Here is a 19817-nt window from a genome sequence, read left to right on the forward strand (position 1 = left end):
GAATGGATACCGATCGGCTCATTCGAACGTTGGCTGCCGACAATGCGCACCGGGCACGCCCGGTCGGCTTCGCGCTGATGCTGGCGCTATTGGCGGCGGCACCGGTCTCGCTGTTGATGTTCTTCACGGAACTCGGCGTCAGGCCCGACGTGATGGTTGCGATGCGCAATCCGTTCTTCGATCTGAAATTCGCGGTGACGCTGGCGCTGGCGATCGCGGCAATCGCCGTCAGCCTGCATCTGTCGCGGCCCGAGGCCTCGCTGCGCGGATTTGGCTGGCTGCTGCTGGCCCCGGTCGGGATCCTGGCCGCCGCGATCGGCGGCGAGATGATGATGCCGCAGCGATTGCCGATGATGACGCGGATGGTCGGCAAGAATTCATCGACCTGCCTGGTAGCGATCCCGCTGATGTCGCTGCCGCTGCTTGCTGGCGCGCTGCTCGGATTGCGCCACGGCGCTCCGTCGCGGCCGGCGGTTGCCGGCGCCATCGCCGGACTGTTGTCGGCGGGATTGGCCGCGACGCTCTACGCTTCGCATTGCACGGATGATTCACCGCTGTTCGTGGCGGCCTGGTACTCGATCGCGACCGCGCTGGTGACGGCGATCGGCGCGCTCGCCGGGGCGAAGCTGCTGAAATATTGAAGCGGCGTAGTCACCCTCCAGGGGAGGGTGCGAAGCTTATGCCGGCACGTTCTGCTGCATGCGGTGGAAGCGCAGCACCTGTTGCGCCGTCGATGGTCGCAGTCGCTCATAGGTGTCCTGGCTGGCCGTGAGATCGGTCGGCTCCGCGCCGGACAGTTCGTCGCGCATCTTGATCAGGGTCCTGACCGTCGGCCATGACAGTCCGGCGACCTTCGCCAGGATCATCACGCCTTCGGCCCGGCTTTCGATCATCATGTTCTCGGCGATCGCAACCGATACGTTGGCGAGCGCCGCGATCGAGGCGTTGGCCTCGTCGAATTTCCCGGCCTTGGCAAACGACGCCACCTGGGATTCGTCGAGCCGGCCGTCCTCGTACAACGACTTGACCAGCGCGTGCGCGATCTCGGTGTTCCTGGTGATCGTCGAGGTCGCCGATCGCGCACGCCGCGTTGCCTCCTTGACAGCGGTAGGCACTTGCGCCGCCTGCGCCGGATTGGCGGCCTCCAGCCGCTGCCGCACGGTGTCGGAAGCCTTGGCGAGCAGTTTCAGATAGAGGTGCCGCGGCACCGACGGGCGCAGGCCGATCGAGGCCGTGAGATCGTCATCGCCTTCGGCGCGGTCGACGAGGCGGGTAAAGCCGCGCTCGGTGAATTCCGCGCCGGGATTCTTTACGGTCGACGCGACCACCTGGTCGTTGCCGCGCTGGACCAGCACGTCGGTGACCGCGCCGCTCAGGGTCTTGCGGGTCGAGATCGCCATCAAATGCGCCTGGCTCTTGCTGCGCGCATTCTCGATCAGGGTCTTGTCGTCGAGCCGCATCGATTGCGACAGCACAGGACCCGCCACCTCGATCACGTCATCGAACGCGAGTGCGCGGATGGTGAGCGGAGGCGCCGTGTCGATCGGGGCGAGACGGTTGGCCAGCAGCATCTTGGCCGAGGTTTCAATGTGATCGATCAGGCACTGGAAGACGTCGTCGAACAGCCCGATCTGCTCGTCCGAATAATCCACCGCGCCGTTGATGAAGAGATCGGTCACCCGGCGCAGGGTTTCCACCCGGCGCGCGACCGTTCCGTGCGCGAGCGTGGACTGCAGCTCGTCGAGCAGACTTCCGGGCGAGGGAGAAGTGGCGGTCTTCGAAATCATGACTCTATCCTGGAGCAAAAGCCGGCGGCGGATTCTTCACCGCCGGAGGGAGCTGAAAATGTTGGATCAGGCGCTGGTAATACGGTTGCGTCCCTGCGCCTTGGCTGCATAAAGCGCGCTGTCGGCGCGCGCGAGGAATGTGTCTGAGGTCTCGTTCGGATTCAGCGTTGCAACGCCTGCCGACATCGTCACCTTCATGCCCGGCGAGAATGCGCTCCAGTCGAGCTCGGCGATGATAACGCGCAGGCGGTCGAGCGCCCGCATGGCCTGGCCGGTGTCCATGCCGGGCAGCACCAGCAAGAATTCCTCGCCGCCATAGCGGCCAAACCGGTCGACGCTGCGGATGTTGGCGAAGGTGGTGATCGAGAAAGTCCGCAGCACCTCGTCGCCCGTCGGATGGCCGTAGGCGTCGTTGATGCGCTTGAACCAGTCGAGGTCGATTAGCGCGATGGAGCAGGGCGATCCGCCGCGGGTCGCGCGGTCAATCTCTTCCTCCAGCATCCGCATGATGCAGCGCCGGTTGGACGCGCCCGTCAATTCGTCGAGTTCGGCAAGCTCCTCGATCCGCTTGTACGCCGCCTTCAGTTCGAAGCTGCGGTCGTAGAGCATCTTGCGCATGGTCGAGCCGTACAGTCCCACGAAGGCGCATTGCCCGATGGTGAAAACAAAGGAAAGCATCGCCGCGACGCGTTCGGTCTGCGTGGTGATCGGCAGGCCGATCGGGGTGTTGGTAAAGAGGAAGATCGGCGCCAGGCCGATCATGGTCAGCGTCCAGGCGATGATGGCCTGCCGCGACGTCATTCGCAGCGCGCCGAACCCGAAGATCAGGAACACGACGCTCAGGAAGGCAAATCCGATTCCGGGCGCCGCCAGCAGAAAGCCGAGCTGGATCACGACGTGGCCGGCGACCTGGAAGATCGTGAGATAGTGGTCCTCGAACCGGTCGTTGAAATGGGCTTCCGACAGCACCACGAAGATCGAGAGCAATCCGATGCCGGAAAGGAAATAGGCCGACGGGATGATGATCGGGATGGTGCCGGCGTAGCTGTAGACCAGCAGGACCGAGGTGATCAGCGAATAGCTGACGCCCTGGACCGCGAGCATATGGCGGCGCTGGCCGACCCGGCGCTTCAATACTTCCGAGGGCAGGCGGACCGGATATGCGGTCGCACTGTGGGAGGCTTGTCCCTGAAGCAATGAAGCCGCGCTGCTCATGTCCCGTCGCTGTTGGTGTGCGTCGGACGAAACTTTAGGGAATAAAGCCTTTAGGTTTGGTATCTTTTGAGGTCGAATCGGGTCCGTTAAAACCCTGCCATTGCACTGTTTTCGCAGTAGAAATCTGCCGAATTCCGATAGGGTGGAACCCGCCTCCCGAGGGGCGGCCGACGTCACGCAGATGCTGCCCTGCAGGCGAAGCCTTGATAAGGTCGCGGGGTGGCGCGTCTTTAGGAAAGTGTTTCCGTATTATGGTACCAATATTGGGGCTCAACTTGCTTCGGCCGGGAAGATGGCCGGACCATGTCCGTCTGTGGGGTAGGTCACACATGCAAATCCGGCATTGCCGTAATGTGAAGAATCTCACGCTTCTCATCGAACCGCCGGCCACCCCCGTCCGACCAACTTTGCGAGACGGCCATTGAGCGTGACACAGGCGGCTTCAGACGAAATTCTGATCGCTCGGATCGCTCAAGGCGACCGGCTCGCCATGCAGGTGCTTTACGGAAGGCACCATGTCAGGGTGTTCCGTTTCGGGCTTCGGCTCGTAAGGGACGAACAGATTGCGGAAGACCTCATCAGCGAGGTTTTTCTCGATGTGTGGCGCCAGGCCGGCAAGTTCGAAGGCCGATCCGCCGTTACCACCTGGCTCTTGGCGATTACGCGATTCAAGGCCCTTTCGGCACTTCGGCGCCGTAAGGACGTTGGACTGGACGACGAAACCGCAAACGCGATCGAGGACACGTCCGACGATCCGGAAGTGGTGGTTCAGAAGAAGGATACGGGTGAAGCGTTGCGGAAGTGCCTGACGGGACTTTCGCCAGAGCATCGGGAGATCGTCGATCTCGTCTACTACCACGAGAAATCCGTGGAAGAGGTGGCTGAAATCGTCGGTATTCCGGAGAACACCGTCAAGACGCGCCTGTTTTATGCGCGCAAGAAATTGGCCGAGTTGCTCAAGGCAGCAGGCATAGAGCGAGGTTGGCCATGATGGCAGCGAGCAAAAAAATGCTGGATCACGAGCCCAGCGAAGTCGAGACGCTGTTGCCCTTTCACGCGGCCGGCACCTTGAACGCGCGCGATGCGCGCCGCGTCGAGGAAGCGCTCGCCAGCGATCCCGAACTGGCCCGGCAGTACGCCGTCATTCGCGAAGAATATGCCGAGACGATCAGCCTCAACGAGAGCCTGGGTGCGCCGTCCGCGCGCGCCATGCAGAAGTTGTTCGCGGCAATCGATGCGGAGCCGGCGCGCGAGCCATCGCGTTCGATTGGCCTGTCTGCGCGGTTATCGGGATTCTTTGCAAGCCTGTCACCGCGCACGCTGGCCTGGTCGGCGAGCCTCGGCGCCGTACTGCTACTGTTGCAGGCCGGCGTAATCGGCGCGGTGCTGATGAAGAACCAGACCGGTTCGTTCCAGACCGCATCGCTGAGCATGAACGAGCAATCGTCGTCGGCGCCCATCACCCGCGATCTCGGTGTTGCGGCGACGCCGCCGCGCGCGCTGGTGCGGTTTGCGCCGGAAGCGCGTATCGCCGACATCACCACGCTGCTCGACAATTACCAGGCCTCGATCGTCGACGGCGCCAAGGGCGGCATGTTCCGCCTGCAGTTCGGCAACAAGGCGATGAGCAAGGACGAGGCCGCAAGCCTGTTGAGCAGGCTGCAGCGTGAGAAGATCGTCAGCCTGGCGGTCGCAACGCCGTAGAGGCTCCGGCGCGCCCCGGGAAGCCGAGGTCCCATGGTTCACGATGGCCCGAATTGGCTGATGAAGACGCGCCGCGCGGCATTGATTTTGCCGGCGGCGCTTTTGCCTTTGATCGCGGCTGCAGCTTCGCCTGTTCATGCGCAAAGCATCATGCGCACGCCCAATCTCAATGTCGGGGCGCGCACGCCCACCATCAATCCAACGATAACGCCGCGCATCAACCCCACCATCGCGGCGCGCCCGACTGTCGCTGTCCGCCCGAGCGTCGATACCGCCGCGCGGACGCCGCCGACCCGGATCGGCACCATGAGTTCGACCTTGCGGGTGCGCCCGGGCACCGGCGTGCGGTCGACCCTGCCTTATGCGCGGTTTTCGCCCAACCTCTATCCGGCCTGCCAATATGCGATGCGCGGTCCCGACGGCGAGTGTTTCGATCGTCCAGTGACGTCGGCCGGCGGCGGCAATGGCAACAGCGCCTCGGCCAAGAAGGGCAAGGGCGGGTCGGGCAACAACAATGCGCAGGCGGCGGTCAATCTGCGCGCGGTCAAGAACGAGCTCGTCGCCGAAATCGACGGCGCGTTGTCCACCGCCGAGGCCGACCAACTGGCGCGCCGTCACGGCCTGGAGCGCATCGCGTCGCAGAGCTTCCCGCTGCTCGGCGGCACCATCGGCCTGTTCCGCATCGTCGATAACCGGCCGGTGGACACGGTACGCCGCGAACTCGCGGCCGACGGCAGCGTGCGTTCGGTGCAGCTCAATTTCCGGTACTTCCTGCAGGACCAGAAGAAGGCTTCGACCGAGGGCGACGCCGCGCAATACGCCGTCGCCCAGCTTCGGCTGCCGCAGGCGCACAAGCTTGTCCGCGGCATGAACGTCACCATTGCGGTGATCGATTCAGGCATCGACGCGAGACATCCCGAACTCGCCAACTCGGTCGCCGACAGTTTTGACGCGCTCGGCAGCAAGGAAGGCCCGCATACCCACGGCACCGGCATTGCCGGCGCGATCGTCGCGCATGCCCGGTTGATGGGCAGCGCCCCGGAAGCGAGGTTGATTGCGATCCGCGCATTCGGCGCGGGATCGAAGGGCGCGGAGAGCACGTCCTATGTGATCCTTCGGGGATTGGACTATGCGGCCGAGCACGGCGCGCAGATCATCAACATGAGCTTTGCCGGCCCGAAGGATCCGCTGATCGAGCGGGGTATCGCAGCAACCGCGGCTCGCGGCATCCTGATGGTCGCCGCGGCCGGCAATGCCGGTGCGAAATCGCCGCCGCTCTATCCGGCTGCCAATCCCAACGTGATCGCGGTGAGCGGCACCGACGCGCAGGAAAAGCTGTTTACGGCGTCGAACCGGGGCAATCACATCGCGGTTGCCGCGCCTGGCGCGGATATCTTCCTGCCAGCGCCCGACGACAAATATCAGATCACGTCGGGCACCTCGTTCTCCGCGGCCTATATCAGCGGCGTCGCGGCGCTGATCATGGAGCGCAATCCGGCACTGAAGCCTGGCGACGTCCGCACGATCCTGACCAACACCGCCCGTGATCTCGGCATCCCCGGCCGCGACGATCAGTTCGGAGCGGGCGAGGCCGACGCCTTTGCCGCGGTTACCGCCGCAGCCGCCGCGCCGGCGGTTCCACTTGCCTCGGCCTCAGGCAAACCGGCGGGAGAAAAAGCGCCGGCGCTGGACCCGTCCGCCGATAACGCTTCCGTGAGCCGGGCGCTGAATGACGCCCCGCCGTCGATGGCAGCGGACAAATCGGCCGTAAACGCCGCGAAATAAGCCCGATACGCGGTGATTTTCGGCAATCGCCCCCTAAACAGAACGTTAAAAAAATCGACCGGCGTTTTGAACGTCTGGCGAGGGTGTTGCGACCAAATAATGTGGGAGCGGTAATCCCCTCCCAGTGGCTGTATTCGGCGCGAGCGCCCATCCACCCCAAGCGCCCATATGGCTTGACCCGTCCGGTTGTCCCCCCGGACGGGTCTTTCATTTTCAGCACGAGTTTTCGAAGAAGTTGCGTTGCATGCAGGGCCGCGGCACGTGCTTGCCGGGTGCAAGTTTTTCGTTTGCCGGCGCAGCGTGCAATTTTCCCGTGTGTCTTCTCCAGCGCAATTCCCGGCGTGCGCTTCGCAGCGCGCCCATGCTGCTGGGCAGCCTGACGGTGGATTGAGCTGACGACTCCGTATTTGTGCGGGTTTCTTTGATTGCTGGTGCAATCCGTAGCTGCACGTACTGGACAACCAAAAAGTTTTCCACAGAATATGCCTGTCATCTCCAAACTGATTCGTCTCTGGTTGCGTCTGCGTCCGTCTCTCTCTTACGGGCTAATTTATGGCACATCCTGCAGACGTGGCACGCGGCCGCAACATTGTTGCGCGGTGGTGCAACCTCGCCGAGCAACGGCTGGAATACCTTACTGAACTGTTCGAGACCGGGCGCTGGCGCCGCTTTCACACCGAACGCGAATTCCTCGAGAACATCAGGGAAGCCAAGGCTGCGGTTGCAACCTGGCGCGATCTCTTGAGCCGTGAGGCCGCACTCGACAACACGCAAATCGATTTGGCCTGGCTCGGCCGGCGTCGAACGTCGCCGCTGCCGCTGACACCGCTGCCGCGCGATGAGGGGTACCGTCCGCCGGTCGTGCATCGTCGGCCGCAGCCGGTGGTGCAACTTCAGCCGGTGCCTGCGCCGATTGCTCCCACGCCGCCGCGCGATGTTCCCGCCGACGTTCTGGTCGCACTGGAAAGCCAGCTCGCCGTTGTCGATGCCGCGCCGTCCGTGGCCGATCCGCTGGCGCTGGACGAGATATCGTTCCCGGCGCTCGATCTCGATGCGATGAAGGAGCGCTATCCGCTGCTGCGCAACGCGCTGTAGGCCGGCGAGGGCAAGTTACCGCCTGACCGCATTGCCGCCGACCACCACCTGCGCATAGCGCTGGGCGCCTTCGGCTGACAGATCGGTCGTAATCGTGCGGGCGTGGTCGAGCCCGACCACGGCGCCACGCGGGGTTTCAGAAATCATGTTGTTGTTGACCAGCGCCGTTCCGGCGCCGGGCATTACCGACACGCCGACGCCGACGAAGGCCTTGCGGATCACGTTGCCGGTAATGGCGACGTCGCGCAGATATTTGCCCCAGCCGGCAATGATGCCGAAGGAGGGGGCGTTCTCCACCACATTGCCTGTGACCGTGGAGTCCGCCTCGACATAGATGCCGATGCCGGCGTCGTCATCGGGTGCGGTGCCGATCGGCCGCTTCGGCAGCAGGTTGCGGATGACGTTGCCCTGCACGACCGCAATGCGGCCGCCCTCGTTGAAATTGCACACGGAGACACCGACGGCGGCGCCATCCACCGTGTTGTTGGCGATCACGGCGCCTTCGAACGCGAATTCCGAATAGAGCGCGACCTCGCGGACATTGCTGACGCTGTTGTCGGTGATGTGGATGTTCGAGGCTGAATTGCCGCGCACCGCGGAGTAGTCGCAATTCCTGATGCGGTTGCCGCGCACGATCACGTTGCCGGCGCGGAAGGCGTTGATGGCGTTGCCATACTGACCGGAGCCGCCGGGGCCGGCCTTGATGTCCTCGATGCGGTTGTCGAGCACCAGAGTGCCGTCGTCGCCGATCGACGTGCGCAGGATCTCGATGCCGTTGTCGTTGGTATCGGTGATGGTGTTGCGCGAGACGATCAGGCCGAGCGCGTCAAAGGATACGACCGCGGTGGTCTCGATCTTCGTGAAGATGTTGTTGGAAATATCGCCCGAGACCTGCTCGAGCCAGATGCCGTTGCCGCCGCTGCCAGTGATTTCGCAATCGGCGATGCGGACGTCGCGGCCGCCGAGGCAATGGACGAGGCCGCGCCGCGTTGGCAGCGGGATGCGGCCGCCATCGAGGGTGATCCCGGTCAGGCCGACACTGTTGGCGCCTTCGCCCTGCAGCATCGAGGCGCCGCCCGTGAACACGAGCCTGGTCGCGCCGCGGATCCCGACCAGTTGGGTGCCGTTCGAAAGGCGCAGCATGCCGGTGCGGTAGACGCCCGGCGGAAGCGCCAGCGGCACTTGCACGCGTGATGCTTCATCGATCGCGCGCTGCAGTTTCGCGGTCTGATCGTCGGGACTGCCGGGGCGAACACCGAATTGCGTGACGTCGCGGCCGAGCGTGGAAGCGGGCGGAGCGGCACGCGCAGCGTCAGACGACATCGCCAGCGCGCCGGCGGCACCGGCGGCGGATGCTCCAATGAGACGGCGGCGGTTCATGTCCATGGTGAATGGCCCTCGCGCAATGCAGGTCGCGGCATTCGCAAGGCCCATAGGTATCGCGAAAATGCGACCGGGCATGGTGAAGACCGGGAACAGCGGCGGCGATTGTTCGGGGTAGGGTTAATGTTGGGTGCGCCCGAAAATCCGTAGGGTGGGCAAAGCGCAGCGTGCCCACCGGATGGCTCACGGATGAAGATGGTGGGCACGCTGCGCTTTGCCCACCCTACGAGACTACGCACCCCTTCGCGCCAGCCGCACCATTTCCAGCAGCATCGCTTCGCCGGCATCGACCAGTTCCTCCAGCGTGATGCGCGGAGAACCCTTGCGCCTGACCGCGCCGCTGCGCGCCAGCGGCGGGATGTGGATGAAGGCGGCGAGGCGCGGGCCGTTGCCGGCATCGACGGATTCGATCGCGCGCCAGCTCAAGTAGTTGCAGAGATAGCTTCCGGCGTCGCGCGAGGCGCGGGCATCGAGGCCGGTGGCCTTGGCCGCGCGCAGCAGCTTTGCGGTGTGCGGGCCGAACCGTTGCGCGTCGGCGCCGTCAGCGATCGAGCCCTTGCGGGCGCGGGTCTGCGCGGCGTCGGGCCACAGCATGGTGACGGCGTTGCGGGCGCGGGTTTCGATCCGGAGATAGTCGGTGCGGCCGGCGAGCCCGAACATCAAGAGCGCGTGCGGCTTGTGTTTCGCGAGCGCCAGCGGCAATTCGCGGTCGACCGCTGTGTAGGTGACGGGGAAGATGTGGCTGGAGAGTTCGACGTCGGTGAAGGCCGGCCGGTGCAGCCGCGTCAACCGCGCTACCAGTGGCTGCGTCGGATTATAAGGTGCGCCCGGAAACGGGCCGAAGCCGGTGACGAGGATACGAAGCTTGTCGCTCACCGCAGCATCTCCGCGATCTGTTCGGCGGCGACCGCCGGCGTGATGCGGCCGTCGGCAACCTCGGCCTCGGTCTTTTTCACCTTGGCGCGGATCGTGGCGTCGGAACGCAGACGGGCCATCATGCGCTGCTCCAGCATCGACCACATCCATTTGACCTGCTGCTCGCGCCGTCGCGCGGCGAATTCGCCGGAGGCATTCATGGCGGTGCAGTGATCCAGAATCTTCTGCCACAGCGTATCCATGCCGGTGCCGGTCAGCGCCGAATAGGTCACGACCGGCGGATGCCAGTGCTCCGAGCGGGGGCTCAGAATATGCAGCGCGCCGCGATACTCGGCGGCGGCCAGATTGGCGCGCTTGATATTGTCGCCGTCGGCCTTGTTGATCGCGATCATGTCGGCGAGTTCGACCAGGCCCTTCTTGATGCCTTGCAACTCGTCGCCGGCGCCAGGCAGCATCAAAGCGAGGAAGAAATCGGTCATGTCGCAGACCGCGGTTTCGGACTGGCCGATGCCGACGGTCTCCACCAGCACCACATCGAAGCCGGCGGCTTCGCACAACAACATCGCCTCGCGGGTCTTTGCGGCGACGCCGCCGAGCGTGCCCGACGAGGGCGAGGGCCGGACGAAGGCGGCTTCCGAATTCGCCAGCCGCGCCATCCGCGTCTTGTCGCCGAGGATCGAGCCGCCGGTGCGGGCCGAGGAGGGGTCCACCGCCAGCACGGCGACCTTGTGGCCGCGCTCGATCAGGAACATGCCGAGTGCGTCGATCGTGGTGGATTTGCCGACCCCGGGCGATCCGGTGATGCCGACGCGGACGGCTTTCCCGGTGTCGGGCAGCAGCGCCTGCACCAGTTCGCGGGCGGCAGCCTGGTGATCGGCGCGCCGGCTCTCGATCAGGGTGATCGCGCGCGCCAGCGCCGCGCGCTGGCCCGAGCGGAGGTCCTTGGCAAGCTTCTTGAAATCGGGGGAAACAGTTTTCGGCGAGGTCATGCCATGGTTTACAACGGCCGCGCCGTGCAGGCGAGAGGGCCTGCGCGGATCGTTCAGCGGGACGCCGTAGCTGGGGCAGCCTCGCGCCTGAGTTTCCGCCACACCCAGACCAGCACCGGCCAGATCAGCGCGCCGATCGCCATGGCGGCGAGGATGGCGGCGATCGGCCGCTCGAAGAACGGCAGCACGCTGCCGTCGGACTTGATCAGCGAGGTCACGAAACTCTGCTCGATCATGGTGCCCATGACGATGCCGAGCACCATGGCGGCAACCGGATAGCCGTTTTCCTCCATGACATAGCCGATGATGCCGAAGGTCGCGACGGTGACGACGCCAAACATGTTGTTGCCGATGGCGAAGGAGCCGACCGCGCAGCACAGCATGATGACGGGCATCACGGTGGAGCGCGGGGCGCGCAGCACATGGCTTGCGAGGCGGATCATGACGATGCCGAGCGGGATCATGATGATGTTGGCGATGATGAACATCAGGTAGATCGCATACATGCTCGACGCTTTTTCGGTGAACAGCGTCGGCCCGGGGTTCAGCCCCTTCATGTAGAGCACGCCGATCGCAATAGCGGCGATGGTATCGCCGGGAATGCCAAACAGCAGCGAGGGCACCCAGCCCGAGGCGATGCTGGCGTTGTTGCTGGCGCCGGCTTCGACCAGGCCTTCGACATGGCCGGTGCCGAACTTCTCGGGTTCTTTCGAAAACCGTTTCGACATGGCGTAGCTGACCCAGGCGGCCATGTCGGCGCCGGCGCCCGGCAGCACGCCGATGATGATCCCGATGATGTTCCCGCGGGTCATCTGCCAGTTGTACTTTTTGGTCAGTCGCCACTGGCCCGCCATGATGCTCCCGAACTTGCGCTTCGGGATCGGCGGCGGTTCCGGCGTCAGCATCGCGCGCATTACCTGCGCCACCGCAAAGACGCCGACCAGCGCCGGGATCGGCTCGATGCCGCCGAACAAATTGGTGATGCCGAAGGTGAAGCGCGGCACGCCGCCGGGATTCTCGATGCCGATGCATGCGACCAGGAGGCCGATGAACATGCTGGCGATCGCCTTCACCGGCGACGAGCGCGCGACCAGCGTGGCGCACATCAGGCCGAGGAATGCGAGCCAGAAATATTCGAAGGTCGAGAACGACAGCGCGATTTCAGCGAGCGGCGGCGCCAGGATCATCAGCGACAGCGTGCCCGCAATGCCGCCGACAGCGGAAAACCAGACGCCGGCGCCGAGCGCGAGTTCGGCCTCGCCCTTGCGCGTCATCGCATAGGCTTCGTCGGCGTAGGCCGCCGAAGCGGGGGTGCCGGGAATGCGCAGCAGGGCGCCTGGAATGTCACCTGCGAAGATCGCCATCGTGGATGCCGCCACGATGGTGGCGATCGCGGCGATCGGCGACAGATAGAAGGTGACCGGGACCAGGAGGGCGGTCGCCATGGTCGCTGATAGCCCGGGCAGCGATCCGATGACGAGGCCATAGACCGATGCCGCGAACATCGCGACGATGACTTCCCAGGTGGTGATGAGCGCGAAGGCTTGGGCGAGGGTATTGAGCATCGATCACCAGGGCATCGGCAAAACGCCGGGCGGCAGCGGCACGCGCAGCAATTTGGAGAAAATCAGGTGGATGCCGATCGGCGCCAGCAGCGCGAGCGGCAACGCAACCTTCCAGCGGGCGCCGAGCGCGGTCGAGGTCACGTAGACGATCATCGCCGCCGTGAGGATGAAACCGAGCCGCTCGGCGATCGCGACGTAAAGCAGCAGCAACGCCGGCGGGAGCAGGGCGCGCAGACCATAGAGCTTGCTGGTCGGCGGTGTCGGTTGGCCGCCCTCGACCGGAATAAGGTGCTCTTCTTCTTCGAAGCTGCGGCCAATCCCGAGTGCAATCGCAAGCCCGCACAGTGCAAGGCCCGTTCCGATCACCAACGGGAAGACGTTGGGCCCGACCGGCTGACCGGGCACCGGCGGCAACTGCCAGCCGCCATAGGCGGCAGCCGCGCCGAGGCCAACGAGAAACAGACCCGTGACGCGATCGGGTAGACGCATGAACCAACTCCGCGGATTTCGAACGATGTCAGCCGGCGAAGACGGATCACGCCTTCGACAGACCGGCGGCCTTCATCGCTACGCCCATCTGGGCGTCGCCCTTGTCCATGAAGGTCGCGAATTCGGTCGCATCGCCCCAGACTGTTCCGAAGCCGCGATTGCTCATGAACTCCTTGAACTCCTTGGAGTCGTAAACCTTCTTGAGCGCCGCGGTGAGCTTGGTGGCGACGTCGGGCGGCAAGCTCTTGGGGCCGGCAATGCCGCGCCAGGCGCCGGTCGAATAGTCGATGCCCATCGCTTCCTTCAGCGTCGGCACATCGGGGAAGGCGGGGTTGCGCGCCGTAGCCATGACGGCGAGGCTGCGCGCCTTGCCGGCCTCGATGATCGCGCGGGCTTCCGGCACCGAGCAGGTGGTGAGGTCGAGCCCGCCGGCCGCGAGATCCTGCATCGCGGGCGCGGCGCCGTTCGATGGCACCCACGCGACATGATTGGGAGCAAGTCCCATCGCCTGCATCCAGCCGACCAGCGCCAGATGCCAGATGCCGCCCTGACCGGTGCCGGACGCCTTGAACTTGCCGGCGGGCGCGGCCTTGATGGCGTCAGCGAGCTCCTTCACCGTCTTGTAGGGCGAGGTGGAACTGACCTGGATGCCGGGCGGATCCTCGTTCATCAGCGCCAGCGGCGTGTAGCTCTTGGGTGCGAGTTCGGTGAGGCCCTGCCAGTGCATCATCGAGATTTCCACCGTCAGCATGCCGATGGTGTAGCCGTCCGCCGGCGCGGTCGCGATCGCGGTATGGCCGACGACGCCGGAGCCGCCGGTGCGGTTGACCACGTTGAACGGCTGGCCGAGATCCTTTTCCAAAAGCGCCGCGACGATGCGCGCGGTCGCGTCGGTTCCGCCGCCGGCGCCCCAGGGCACGATCACGGTCACCGGCCGCGCCGGATAGGCCTGCGCCAAGGCCGGCTTGAAACCAAAGCCCGCGACAGCCGCGGCAGCAGCGGATGAAGCCGCAAAGGCGCGGCGCGTGATCTTTTTGGACATTAGGCGGTCTCCCTGCGGCGCCCGTGAAGCCGGACGCTCTTGTGATGAGACATTCTAGGCGGCTTTAGGCTCTGCTCGCAAGGCATTGGTCGTGAAAGCAGTTTTATCGCCGGTGGGCATCTCGCCACATCCGGAAATCGGGTGGCGGCAACAGGGCCAGGCGAAATAGGTATCCGTGTGCAGCCCCCCATCGGGCCGCGATCGAAATGCGGAGAGAACCATGACGACAGCCTATTACAGCACCGTGCTGAACCATCCCCTCGAAACCGTGTGGACCCTGATCCGCGATTTCAACAACTACCCGGCCTATATCGAAGGGGTCAGCGAAAGCGTGATCGAGGACGACAAGGGCGGCGACGAAGTCGGCGCCATCAGGCGCTTCTGCTACCTCGGCAACTGGATCCGCCAGCGGCTCGCCGGCCATTCCGACCAAGGACATTCGCTGACCTATGCCGGCATCGAACCGCTGCCGTTTCCGTCGGAGCTATCGCCGGGTGCGACCGAGCCGACGCGCTACGAAGGAACGATGCACCTGCTGCCGGTCGTGGAGGGCAACCGGACCTTCATCGAATGGTCCGTACAACTCGACACCGCGCCGCAGGACGCGGATCGCTGGCAAGCGCTGTTTCAGTCATGGATTCCGGACTGGACCCATTCGCTCGAGCGAACGCTCGACCGCAAAGATGCTTGACGGCGCAACCGTCACTGAGGCCGGTCTTCGTCGCCCTTCGGTCGTGCGCCGCCGAAAATTCTGGCGCCTTCCGGCGTCAGATACGGCTTCAATGTCTCCCACGGTACGAAGGCGATATACTCGCCTTCGGCGTAGGAGCCGACCGCGTAAGGCGCGTAGTAGAAGTTCAGGCCGGAGCTCTTGCCTTGTTCGGTCGACGGCGCCAGCGCCACCGGGCCGATCTTGAGAAGCTTCGGCTCGATGCCTTCGATGGCGCTGGCGTCGGTGCCTTCTGCGCCGCGTTTCTTCTTCTCGGCCGCGAGCGAAGCAATGACGCCTTGCCGCATCGCCTTCAGCGTCGGGCCGTTGTCGGCGGTTTCGGTGAAGAACGGACGGATGCTGATGCGCTTGTTCGCCGACTTGTCCCACAGGATGGTATCGGACGTGCTGTTGGGGTGAGCGCCTCCAGTATATTCGTAGTCCGCCCTGATGATGCTGATGTAGCGGCCATCTATCACCGAGCGCGTCTCGTATTTCCGTTCATACGACCAGGCATTGCGGAACAGGTCCGGGTCCTGCTTGCGCTCCTTGTCGGCATCGGCCTTGTTCTTTGTGGCCCATGCCTTGCCCTCGGTCAGGCAGTTCGCCGCCAGCGCCGGATCGGCCTTGACCCCGGCGTCGAGGATGACGCTGGCTTCAACCCATTTGGTCTTGATGGAAAAGTCCGGCTTGGGATCGGCGGCAGACGCCAGCGTCGCAGCGCATGCAATCGCGCCCGCGAAGCCAATGGTCCGGGCGAACGTGACGAACGCTATGCTGTGCAAGGGCGATCCTTTGGAAGACGTAGCGGGCGGAGAACTACTCCGCCGCTTCGCTGCTGTGGCCAAGCCGGGTGTTGAGCTTGCGGATCAGCTCTTCGGCGGCGTCGGAGATCACGGTGCCGGGCGGGAAGATCGCTTCGGCGCCGGCTGCATACAGCGCGTCATAATCCTGCGGCGGCACCACACCGCCGATGATGATCATGATGTCCTCGCGGCCGTGCTTCTTCAGCGCGGCCTTCAGTTCCGGCACCGCGGTGAGGTGGGCGGCGGCCAGTGACGAGACGCCGAGGATATGCACGTCGTTCTCGACCGCCTGCCGCGCCGCCTCGTCGGCGGTGGCAAACAGCGGTCCGATGTCGACGTCGAAGCCGACATCGGCGAAGGCGGATGCGATCACCTTCTGGCCGCGGTCGTGGCCGTCCTGGCCGATCTTGGCGACGAGGATGCGGGGGCGGCGGCCTTCCGCGTTCTCGAACGCATCGATCAGCTCCTGCACCTTCTCGACCCGGTTGGACATGGCGGACGCCTCCCGCTTGTAGACGCCGGTGATGGATCTGATTTCGGCGCGGTGACGGCCGAATACCTTTTCCATCGCGTCCGAAATTTCGCCGACGGTTGCCTTAGCGCGCGCCGCGTCGATGGCGAGCGCCAGGAGATTGCCATTGCCTTCGCCGGCGCTGCGCGTCAGTGCTGCGAGCGCCTGCTCGACTTCTTTCTGATCGCGCTCGGTGCGCAGCCGCTTCAGCTTGTCGATCTGCAGCCGCCGCACGGTGGAGTTTTCGACCTTGAGCACGTCGATCGCAGCTTCATTGACCGGCTTGTACTTGTTGACGCCGATCACCGCCTGTTTTCCGGCGTCGATCCGGGCCTGCGTCTTGGCGGAGGCTTCCTCGATGCGCAGCTTGGGCACGCCGGCCTCGATGGCCTTGGCCATGCCGCCGAGCGCCTCGACTTCCTGAATGTGCCCCCAGGCTTTCACAGCGAGGTCGCGCGTCAGGCGCTCGACATAGTACGAGCCGCCCCAGGGATCGATGATGCGGTTGGTACCGCTTTCCTGCTGCAGGAAGAGCTGCGTGTTGCGGGCGATGCGGGCCGAAAAATCCGTCGGCAGCGCCAGCGCTTCGTCGAGCGCATTGGTGTGCAGCGATTGCGTATGGCCCTGCGTCGCCGCCATCGCTTCGATCGTGGTGCGCATCACATTGTTGAACACGTCCTGTGCGGTCAGTGACCAGCCGGAGGTCTGACAATGCGTGCGCAGCGACAGCGAGCGCGGGTCTTTCGGGTTGAACTGCTTCAACAACTTTGCCCAGAGCAGCCGCGCGGCGCGCATCTTGGCGACTTCCATGAAGAAATTCATGCCGATCGCCCAGAAGAACGACAGCCGCGGTGCGAAGCGGTCGACATCGAGGCCGGCGGCGAGGCCGGCGCGCAGATATTCGACGCCGTCAGCCAGCGTATAGGCCAGCTCGAGGTCCTGTGTCGCACCGGCTTCCTGCATGTGATAGCCGGAGATCGAGATCGAATTATACTTCGGCATTCTCTGCGACGTGTACGCAAAGATGTCAGAGATGATCCGCATCGAGGGCGCGGGCGGATAGATGTAGGTGTTGCGCACCATGAACTCTTTCAGAATGTCGTTCTGAATGGTGCCCGACAGTTTCTCCGGCGGAACGCCCTGTTCCTCGGCGGCGGCGACGAACAGCGCGAGGATCGGCAGCACCGCGCCGTTCATTGTCATCGACACGCTCATCTGGTCGAGCGGAATGCCCGCAAACAGCGTGCGCATGTCGTAGATGGAATCGATCGCGACGCCCGCCATGCCGACGTCGCCGGACACGCGCGGATGATCCGAGTCATAGCCGCGGTGGGTCGCGAGGTCGAACGCGACCGAGAGACCCTTTTGCCCCGCCGCAAGATTGCGGCGATAGAACGCGTTGGAGTCTTCCGCCGTGGAGAAGCCGGCATATTGCCTGATGGTCCAGGGCTGGTTGACATACATGGTCGGGTAGGGGCCGCGCAGATAAGGCGCGACACCCGGCCACGTTTCCAGGAAATCGATGCCTTCGAGATCGGCCTCGCAGTAGGCGGGCTTTACCGGAATGCCTTCGGGCGTCAGCCATGGCTCGGCGCTGCCGGCGGGGGCAGCAGGCGCGAAGGGTTCAAAGGCGATATCAGCGAAGTTCGGGATGCGGCTCATGGTACCCATCATAGCATATGTGAAGTCGAGGGCAGGTCACCCCTAATCATGGTCCGGATGCTGGTGGCTGGTAATGGTCGCCATCTTCTCCGGTCCGTAATTCTGCATCGTGGTCTGGCTCGGCAGGTTGGCGATGCCGACCACCCAGCCGAGCCGGGATTCGGTTCCATATTGCCGCGTCGGCACCACCCGGTCGGGACGGTCGAACGTGCCGGTCATGATCTCGATCCGGGGGCCGCCGATCAGCCGGTAGGTCAGCGGCGTGCCGCAGGCTGCGCAGAAATCGCGCTCGGCGATGGAGGAGGATTGAAACGTCGCCGGCTTGCCGCGGGTCCAGGTGAAATGCTTGTGCTCGATATCGGCGAGGGAGGCGAAGGGTGCGCCCGATGCCTTCTGGCACATCCGGCAATGGCAGATGCTGACCTTGGGCGGCGGTACCGACAGCGCAAAGCGAACGGCGCCGCATTGGCAGCCGCCGGTCAGGACCGTCTTGTGGTTGTTCTCCGTCATGCTCACTCCATCCGCCGCCAGGCTTCCTGCAGTGTCGCCAGCGCGTCGCCACCGGCAAAGATGAAATCGCCGACGCCGGCATTTCGCAATGCGGCCTCCTGTTCGCCGGGCCGCCCTGCCAGATAGATATGCTTGGCGCCGGCCGCTTGAAGGGCCTTCGCGGCGGGACCTGCGTGTTCCGCGTACACCTTGTCGGACGAGCACAGGCAGGCGATTGCGGCGCCTGACGCCTTGAACGCGGCGGCGAGTGCCGCAGTATCAGCAAAACCCTGGGTGTCGAGCGCTTCGATGCCGCCGGTCTCGAAGAAGCTCTTGGCGAACGTGGCACGCGCGGTGAAGTCGGCAGGCGTGCCGAGGTTGGCGAGAAAGATTTTGGGCCGTGCGCCCGATGCCTTGAGCTTCTCGTCGGATTTGTCGCGCATTGCCTCGAACGGTTCGGCGAGGCGCATCGGCGGCAGGGGATCGAACTTGTACTTCGCCTCGCCATAGGGCGGCAGCACGATCGGCGTCGCGTCGAGCACCGCGATTTCAGCCTCGTGCAGGTTCGGGAATTCGCTGGCGCCGGTCAGCACGTCACGCCGCTTGGCGATGTTGGCCTCACGTGCGGCGCGGGTGGCGGAGACTTTTTTCTGAAGCAGGTTCTGTTCGAGCGCTGCGAAGATGCCGCCCGCTTTTTCGATTTCCTGGAACAGCGACCACGCGGCTTCGCAAAGCTGTTTGGTCAATGTTTCGATGCCGCCGGCTCCGGCTGCAGGATCGCTCACCTTGGCGAGATTGGATTCTTCCAGCAGCACCAGTTGCGTGTTGCGTGCGACACGCCGGGCGAACGGATCGGGCAATCCCAGCGCCAGCGTGTGGGGCAGTACGGTGATGGCATTGGCGCCGCCGAGGCCGGCGGAGAAGGTCGCCATCGTCGCGCGCAGCATGTTCACGTAGGCATCGCGCTGCGTCAGCATGCGCCAGGCGGTATCGGCCGCGACGAACAGCGGTTTGGGTGTGAGACCGCAGGCCTGTTCGACCCGCGCCCATAACAGCCGCAGCGCGCGGAATTTCGCCAGCGTCAGGAACTGATCGGCGTCTGCGGCAAGCCGCGCATAGACCATGCCTTGCGCGTCCTCGAGCGAAATCCCGGCCTGCTCGATTGCGCGCAGATACGCGACGCCGCACGCCAGCACGAACGCAAGTTCCTGGACTTCCGACCCGCCGGCATCATGGATGACCCGTCCATCGGCGGCTGCGAACGGGCTTTTGAAGCCCATCGCGGCGAGGCCCTTGATGGCGCTGGTAACCGCCGGGACGATTTCGTTCCAGCTATAGGGACTGGAGCCCCACACCGCACCAGCTCCCAGCGGGTCGAGGCCGAAGCGGATGTCGCAGGCCGCGGGATCGATGCCTTTGCGCTTGATGTATTCGGCGACGTGAATGGCGGCCATGCGCGACTGCGGGCCGATCTGCAACTCGATGCCGATGCCGGCGTCGAGATAGATGCCGTTCAGGACCTGCTCGACGGCCTCGGCCGAAGGATCCAATCCGTAGCCATGGGCGCCATTGGCGCCTGCGAACACCAGCGTCAGCCCAATGGCGCCGTTTTCGAGGTCGTGCAGCGCTTGCGCGTTCCCCGCTTTCGCGTCCGGATGGTCGATCCGCTGCATGACCTGCCACGGCGCGGCGGCGGCGCGGCCGGCGACC

18 protein-coding genes are annotated in these 19817 nt (G+C 64.6%); 6 read left to right on the forward strand and 12 right to left on the reverse strand.

The window, feature by feature from the left end:
* Positions 1 to 2 precede the first annotated feature (2 nt).
* Complete coding sequence (locus tag CQ12_RS27540) at positions 3 to 641, forward strand: NrsF family protein (protein ID WP_057838429.1); 639 nt, start codon at positions 3 to 5, stop codon at positions 639 to 641.
* A gap of 36 nt (positions 642 to 677) precedes the next feature.
* Here CQ12_RS27540 and CQ12_RS27545 read toward each other — a convergent pair whose 3' ends face one another.
* Together CQ12_RS27545 and CQ12_RS27550 are read right to left on the reverse strand one after the other, a co-directional pair.
* Complete coding sequence (locus CQ12_RS27545; protein WP_057838430.1) at positions 678 to 1787, reverse strand: DUF2336 domain-containing protein; 1110 nt, start codon at positions 1785 to 1787, stop codon at positions 678 to 680.
* A gap of 66 nt (positions 1788 to 1853) precedes the next feature.
* Positions 1854 to 3002 carry a GGDEF domain-containing protein gene (locus tag CQ12_RS27550; RefSeq protein WP_057838431.1) on the reverse strand — a complete coding sequence of 383 codons (1149 nt, stop codon included), beginning with the start codon at positions 3000 to 3002 and terminating at the stop codon, positions 1854 to 1856.
* Between the two features lie 421 nt (positions 3003 to 3423).
* On the opposite strand from CQ12_RS27550, the gene CQ12_RS27555 reads away from it, so the two are divergent.
* The 4 genes from CQ12_RS27555 (at position 3424) to CQ12_RS27570 (ending at position 7586) form a co-directional block, all read left to right on the forward strand.
* Complete coding sequence (locus tag CQ12_RS27555; RefSeq protein WP_057838432.1) at positions 3424 to 3993, forward strand: sigma-70 family RNA polymerase sigma factor; 570 nt, start codon at positions 3424 to 3426, stop codon at positions 3991 to 3993.
* On the forward strand, positions 3990 to 4706 hold the full coding sequence (locus CQ12_RS27560) for a hypothetical protein (RefSeq protein ID WP_057838433.1): 717 nt from the start codon (positions 3990 to 3992) through the stop codon (positions 4704 to 4706). The genes CQ12_RS27555 and CQ12_RS27560 overlap by 4 nt, the downstream gene beginning before the upstream one ends.
* 150 nt (positions 4707 to 4856) lie before the next feature.
* Positions 4857 to 6491 (forward strand): S8 family serine peptidase, encoded by a 1635-nt coding sequence (locus tag CQ12_RS27565; RefSeq protein ID WP_245310190.1) that lies wholly within the window; start codon positions 4857 to 4859, stop codon positions 6489 to 6491.
* Positions 6492 to 7043: 552 nt separating this feature from the next.
* Positions 7044 to 7586, forward strand: coding sequence for a TIGR03809 family protein (locus CQ12_RS27570; RefSeq protein WP_057838435.1), 543 nt, complete (start codon positions 7044 to 7046; stop codon positions 7584 to 7586).
* Between the two features lie 15 nt (positions 7587 to 7601).
* Here CQ12_RS27570 and CQ12_RS27575 read toward each other — a convergent pair whose 3' ends face one another.
* The 6 genes from CQ12_RS27575 to CQ12_RS27600 all read right to left on the reverse strand — a co-directional run bounded on the left by CQ12_RS27575 (position 7602) and on the right by CQ12_RS27600 (position 13930).
* Positions 7602 to 8972: a TIGR03808 family TAT-translocated repetitive protein gene (locus CQ12_RS27575; protein WP_057838452.1), complete on the reverse strand. Its 1371-nt coding sequence runs from the start codon at positions 8970 to 8972 to the stop codon at positions 7602 to 7604.
* A gap of 228 nt (positions 8973 to 9200) precedes the next feature.
* Positions 9201 to 9845: a pyroglutamyl-peptidase I gene (locus tag CQ12_RS27580; RefSeq protein WP_057838436.1), complete on the reverse strand. Its 645-nt coding sequence runs from the start codon at positions 9843 to 9845 to the stop codon at positions 9201 to 9203.
* A complete protein-coding gene (meaB, locus tag CQ12_RS27585; protein ID WP_057838437.1) occupies positions 9842 to 10834 on the reverse strand; it encodes a methylmalonyl Co-A mutase-associated GTPase MeaB in 993 nt (330 codons plus the stop codon). The genes CQ12_RS27580 and meaB overlap by 4 nt, the downstream gene beginning before the upstream one ends.
* Before the next feature lie 53 nt (positions 10835 to 10887).
* Positions 10888 to 12399: a tripartite tricarboxylate transporter permease gene (locus CQ12_RS27590; RefSeq protein WP_057838438.1), complete on the reverse strand. Its 1512-nt coding sequence runs from the start codon at positions 12397 to 12399 to the stop codon at positions 10888 to 10890.
* A 3-nt stretch (positions 12400 to 12402) separates the two neighbouring features.
* The gene (locus CQ12_RS27595; RefSeq protein WP_057838439.1) at positions 12403 to 12888 is read right to left on the reverse strand and encodes a tripartite tricarboxylate transporter TctB family protein; all 486 of its coding nucleotides are present in this window, start codon (positions 12886 to 12888) and stop codon (positions 12403 to 12405) included.
* A gap of 46 nt (positions 12889 to 12934) precedes the next feature.
* The gene (locus tag CQ12_RS27600; RefSeq protein WP_057838440.1) at positions 12935 to 13930 is read right to left on the reverse strand and encodes a tripartite tricarboxylate transporter substrate binding protein; all 996 of its coding nucleotides are present in this window, start codon (positions 13928 to 13930) and stop codon (positions 12935 to 12937) included.
* A 220-nt stretch (positions 13931 to 14150) separates the two neighbouring features.
* Here CQ12_RS27600 and CQ12_RS27605 point away from each other — a divergent pair, with 220 nt between their 5' ends.
* Positions 14151 to 14621 carry an SRPBCC family protein gene (locus CQ12_RS27605; protein ID WP_057838441.1) on the forward strand — a complete coding sequence of 157 codons (471 nt, stop codon included), beginning with the start codon at positions 14151 to 14153 and terminating at the stop codon, positions 14619 to 14621.
* Between the two features lie 11 nt (positions 14622 to 14632).
* Here CQ12_RS27605 and CQ12_RS27610 read toward each other — a convergent pair whose 3' ends face one another.
* The 4 genes from CQ12_RS27610 to CQ12_RS27625 form a co-directional block, all read right to left on the reverse strand.
* The gene (locus CQ12_RS27610; RefSeq protein WP_430642281.1) at positions 14633 to 15424 is read right to left on the reverse strand and encodes a DUF3298 and DUF4163 domain-containing protein; all 792 of its coding nucleotides are present in this window, start codon (positions 15422 to 15424) and stop codon (positions 14633 to 14635) included.
* A 34-nt stretch (positions 15425 to 15458) separates the two neighbouring features.
* Positions 15459 to 17618 (reverse strand): methylmalonyl-CoA mutase, encoded by a 2160-nt coding sequence (gene scpA / locus CQ12_RS27615; protein WP_057838442.1) that lies wholly within the window; start codon positions 17616 to 17618, stop codon positions 15459 to 15461.
* A gap of 42 nt (positions 17619 to 17660) precedes the next feature.
* On the reverse strand, positions 17661 to 18128 hold the full coding sequence (locus CQ12_RS27620; protein WP_057838443.1) for a GFA family protein: 468 nt from the start codon (positions 18126 to 18128) through the stop codon (positions 17661 to 17663).
* A gap of 2 nt (positions 18129 to 18130) precedes the next feature.
* Positions 18131 to 19817 (reverse strand): methylmalonyl-CoA mutase subunit beta (locus CQ12_RS27625; protein ID WP_057838444.1); only part of this gene is annotated, 1687 nt, incomplete at its 5' end.

Source organism: Bradyrhizobium jicamae, assembly GCF_001440395.1.
GTDB lineage: Bacteria > Pseudomonadota > Alphaproteobacteria > Rhizobiales > Xanthobacteraceae > Bradyrhizobium > Bradyrhizobium jicamae.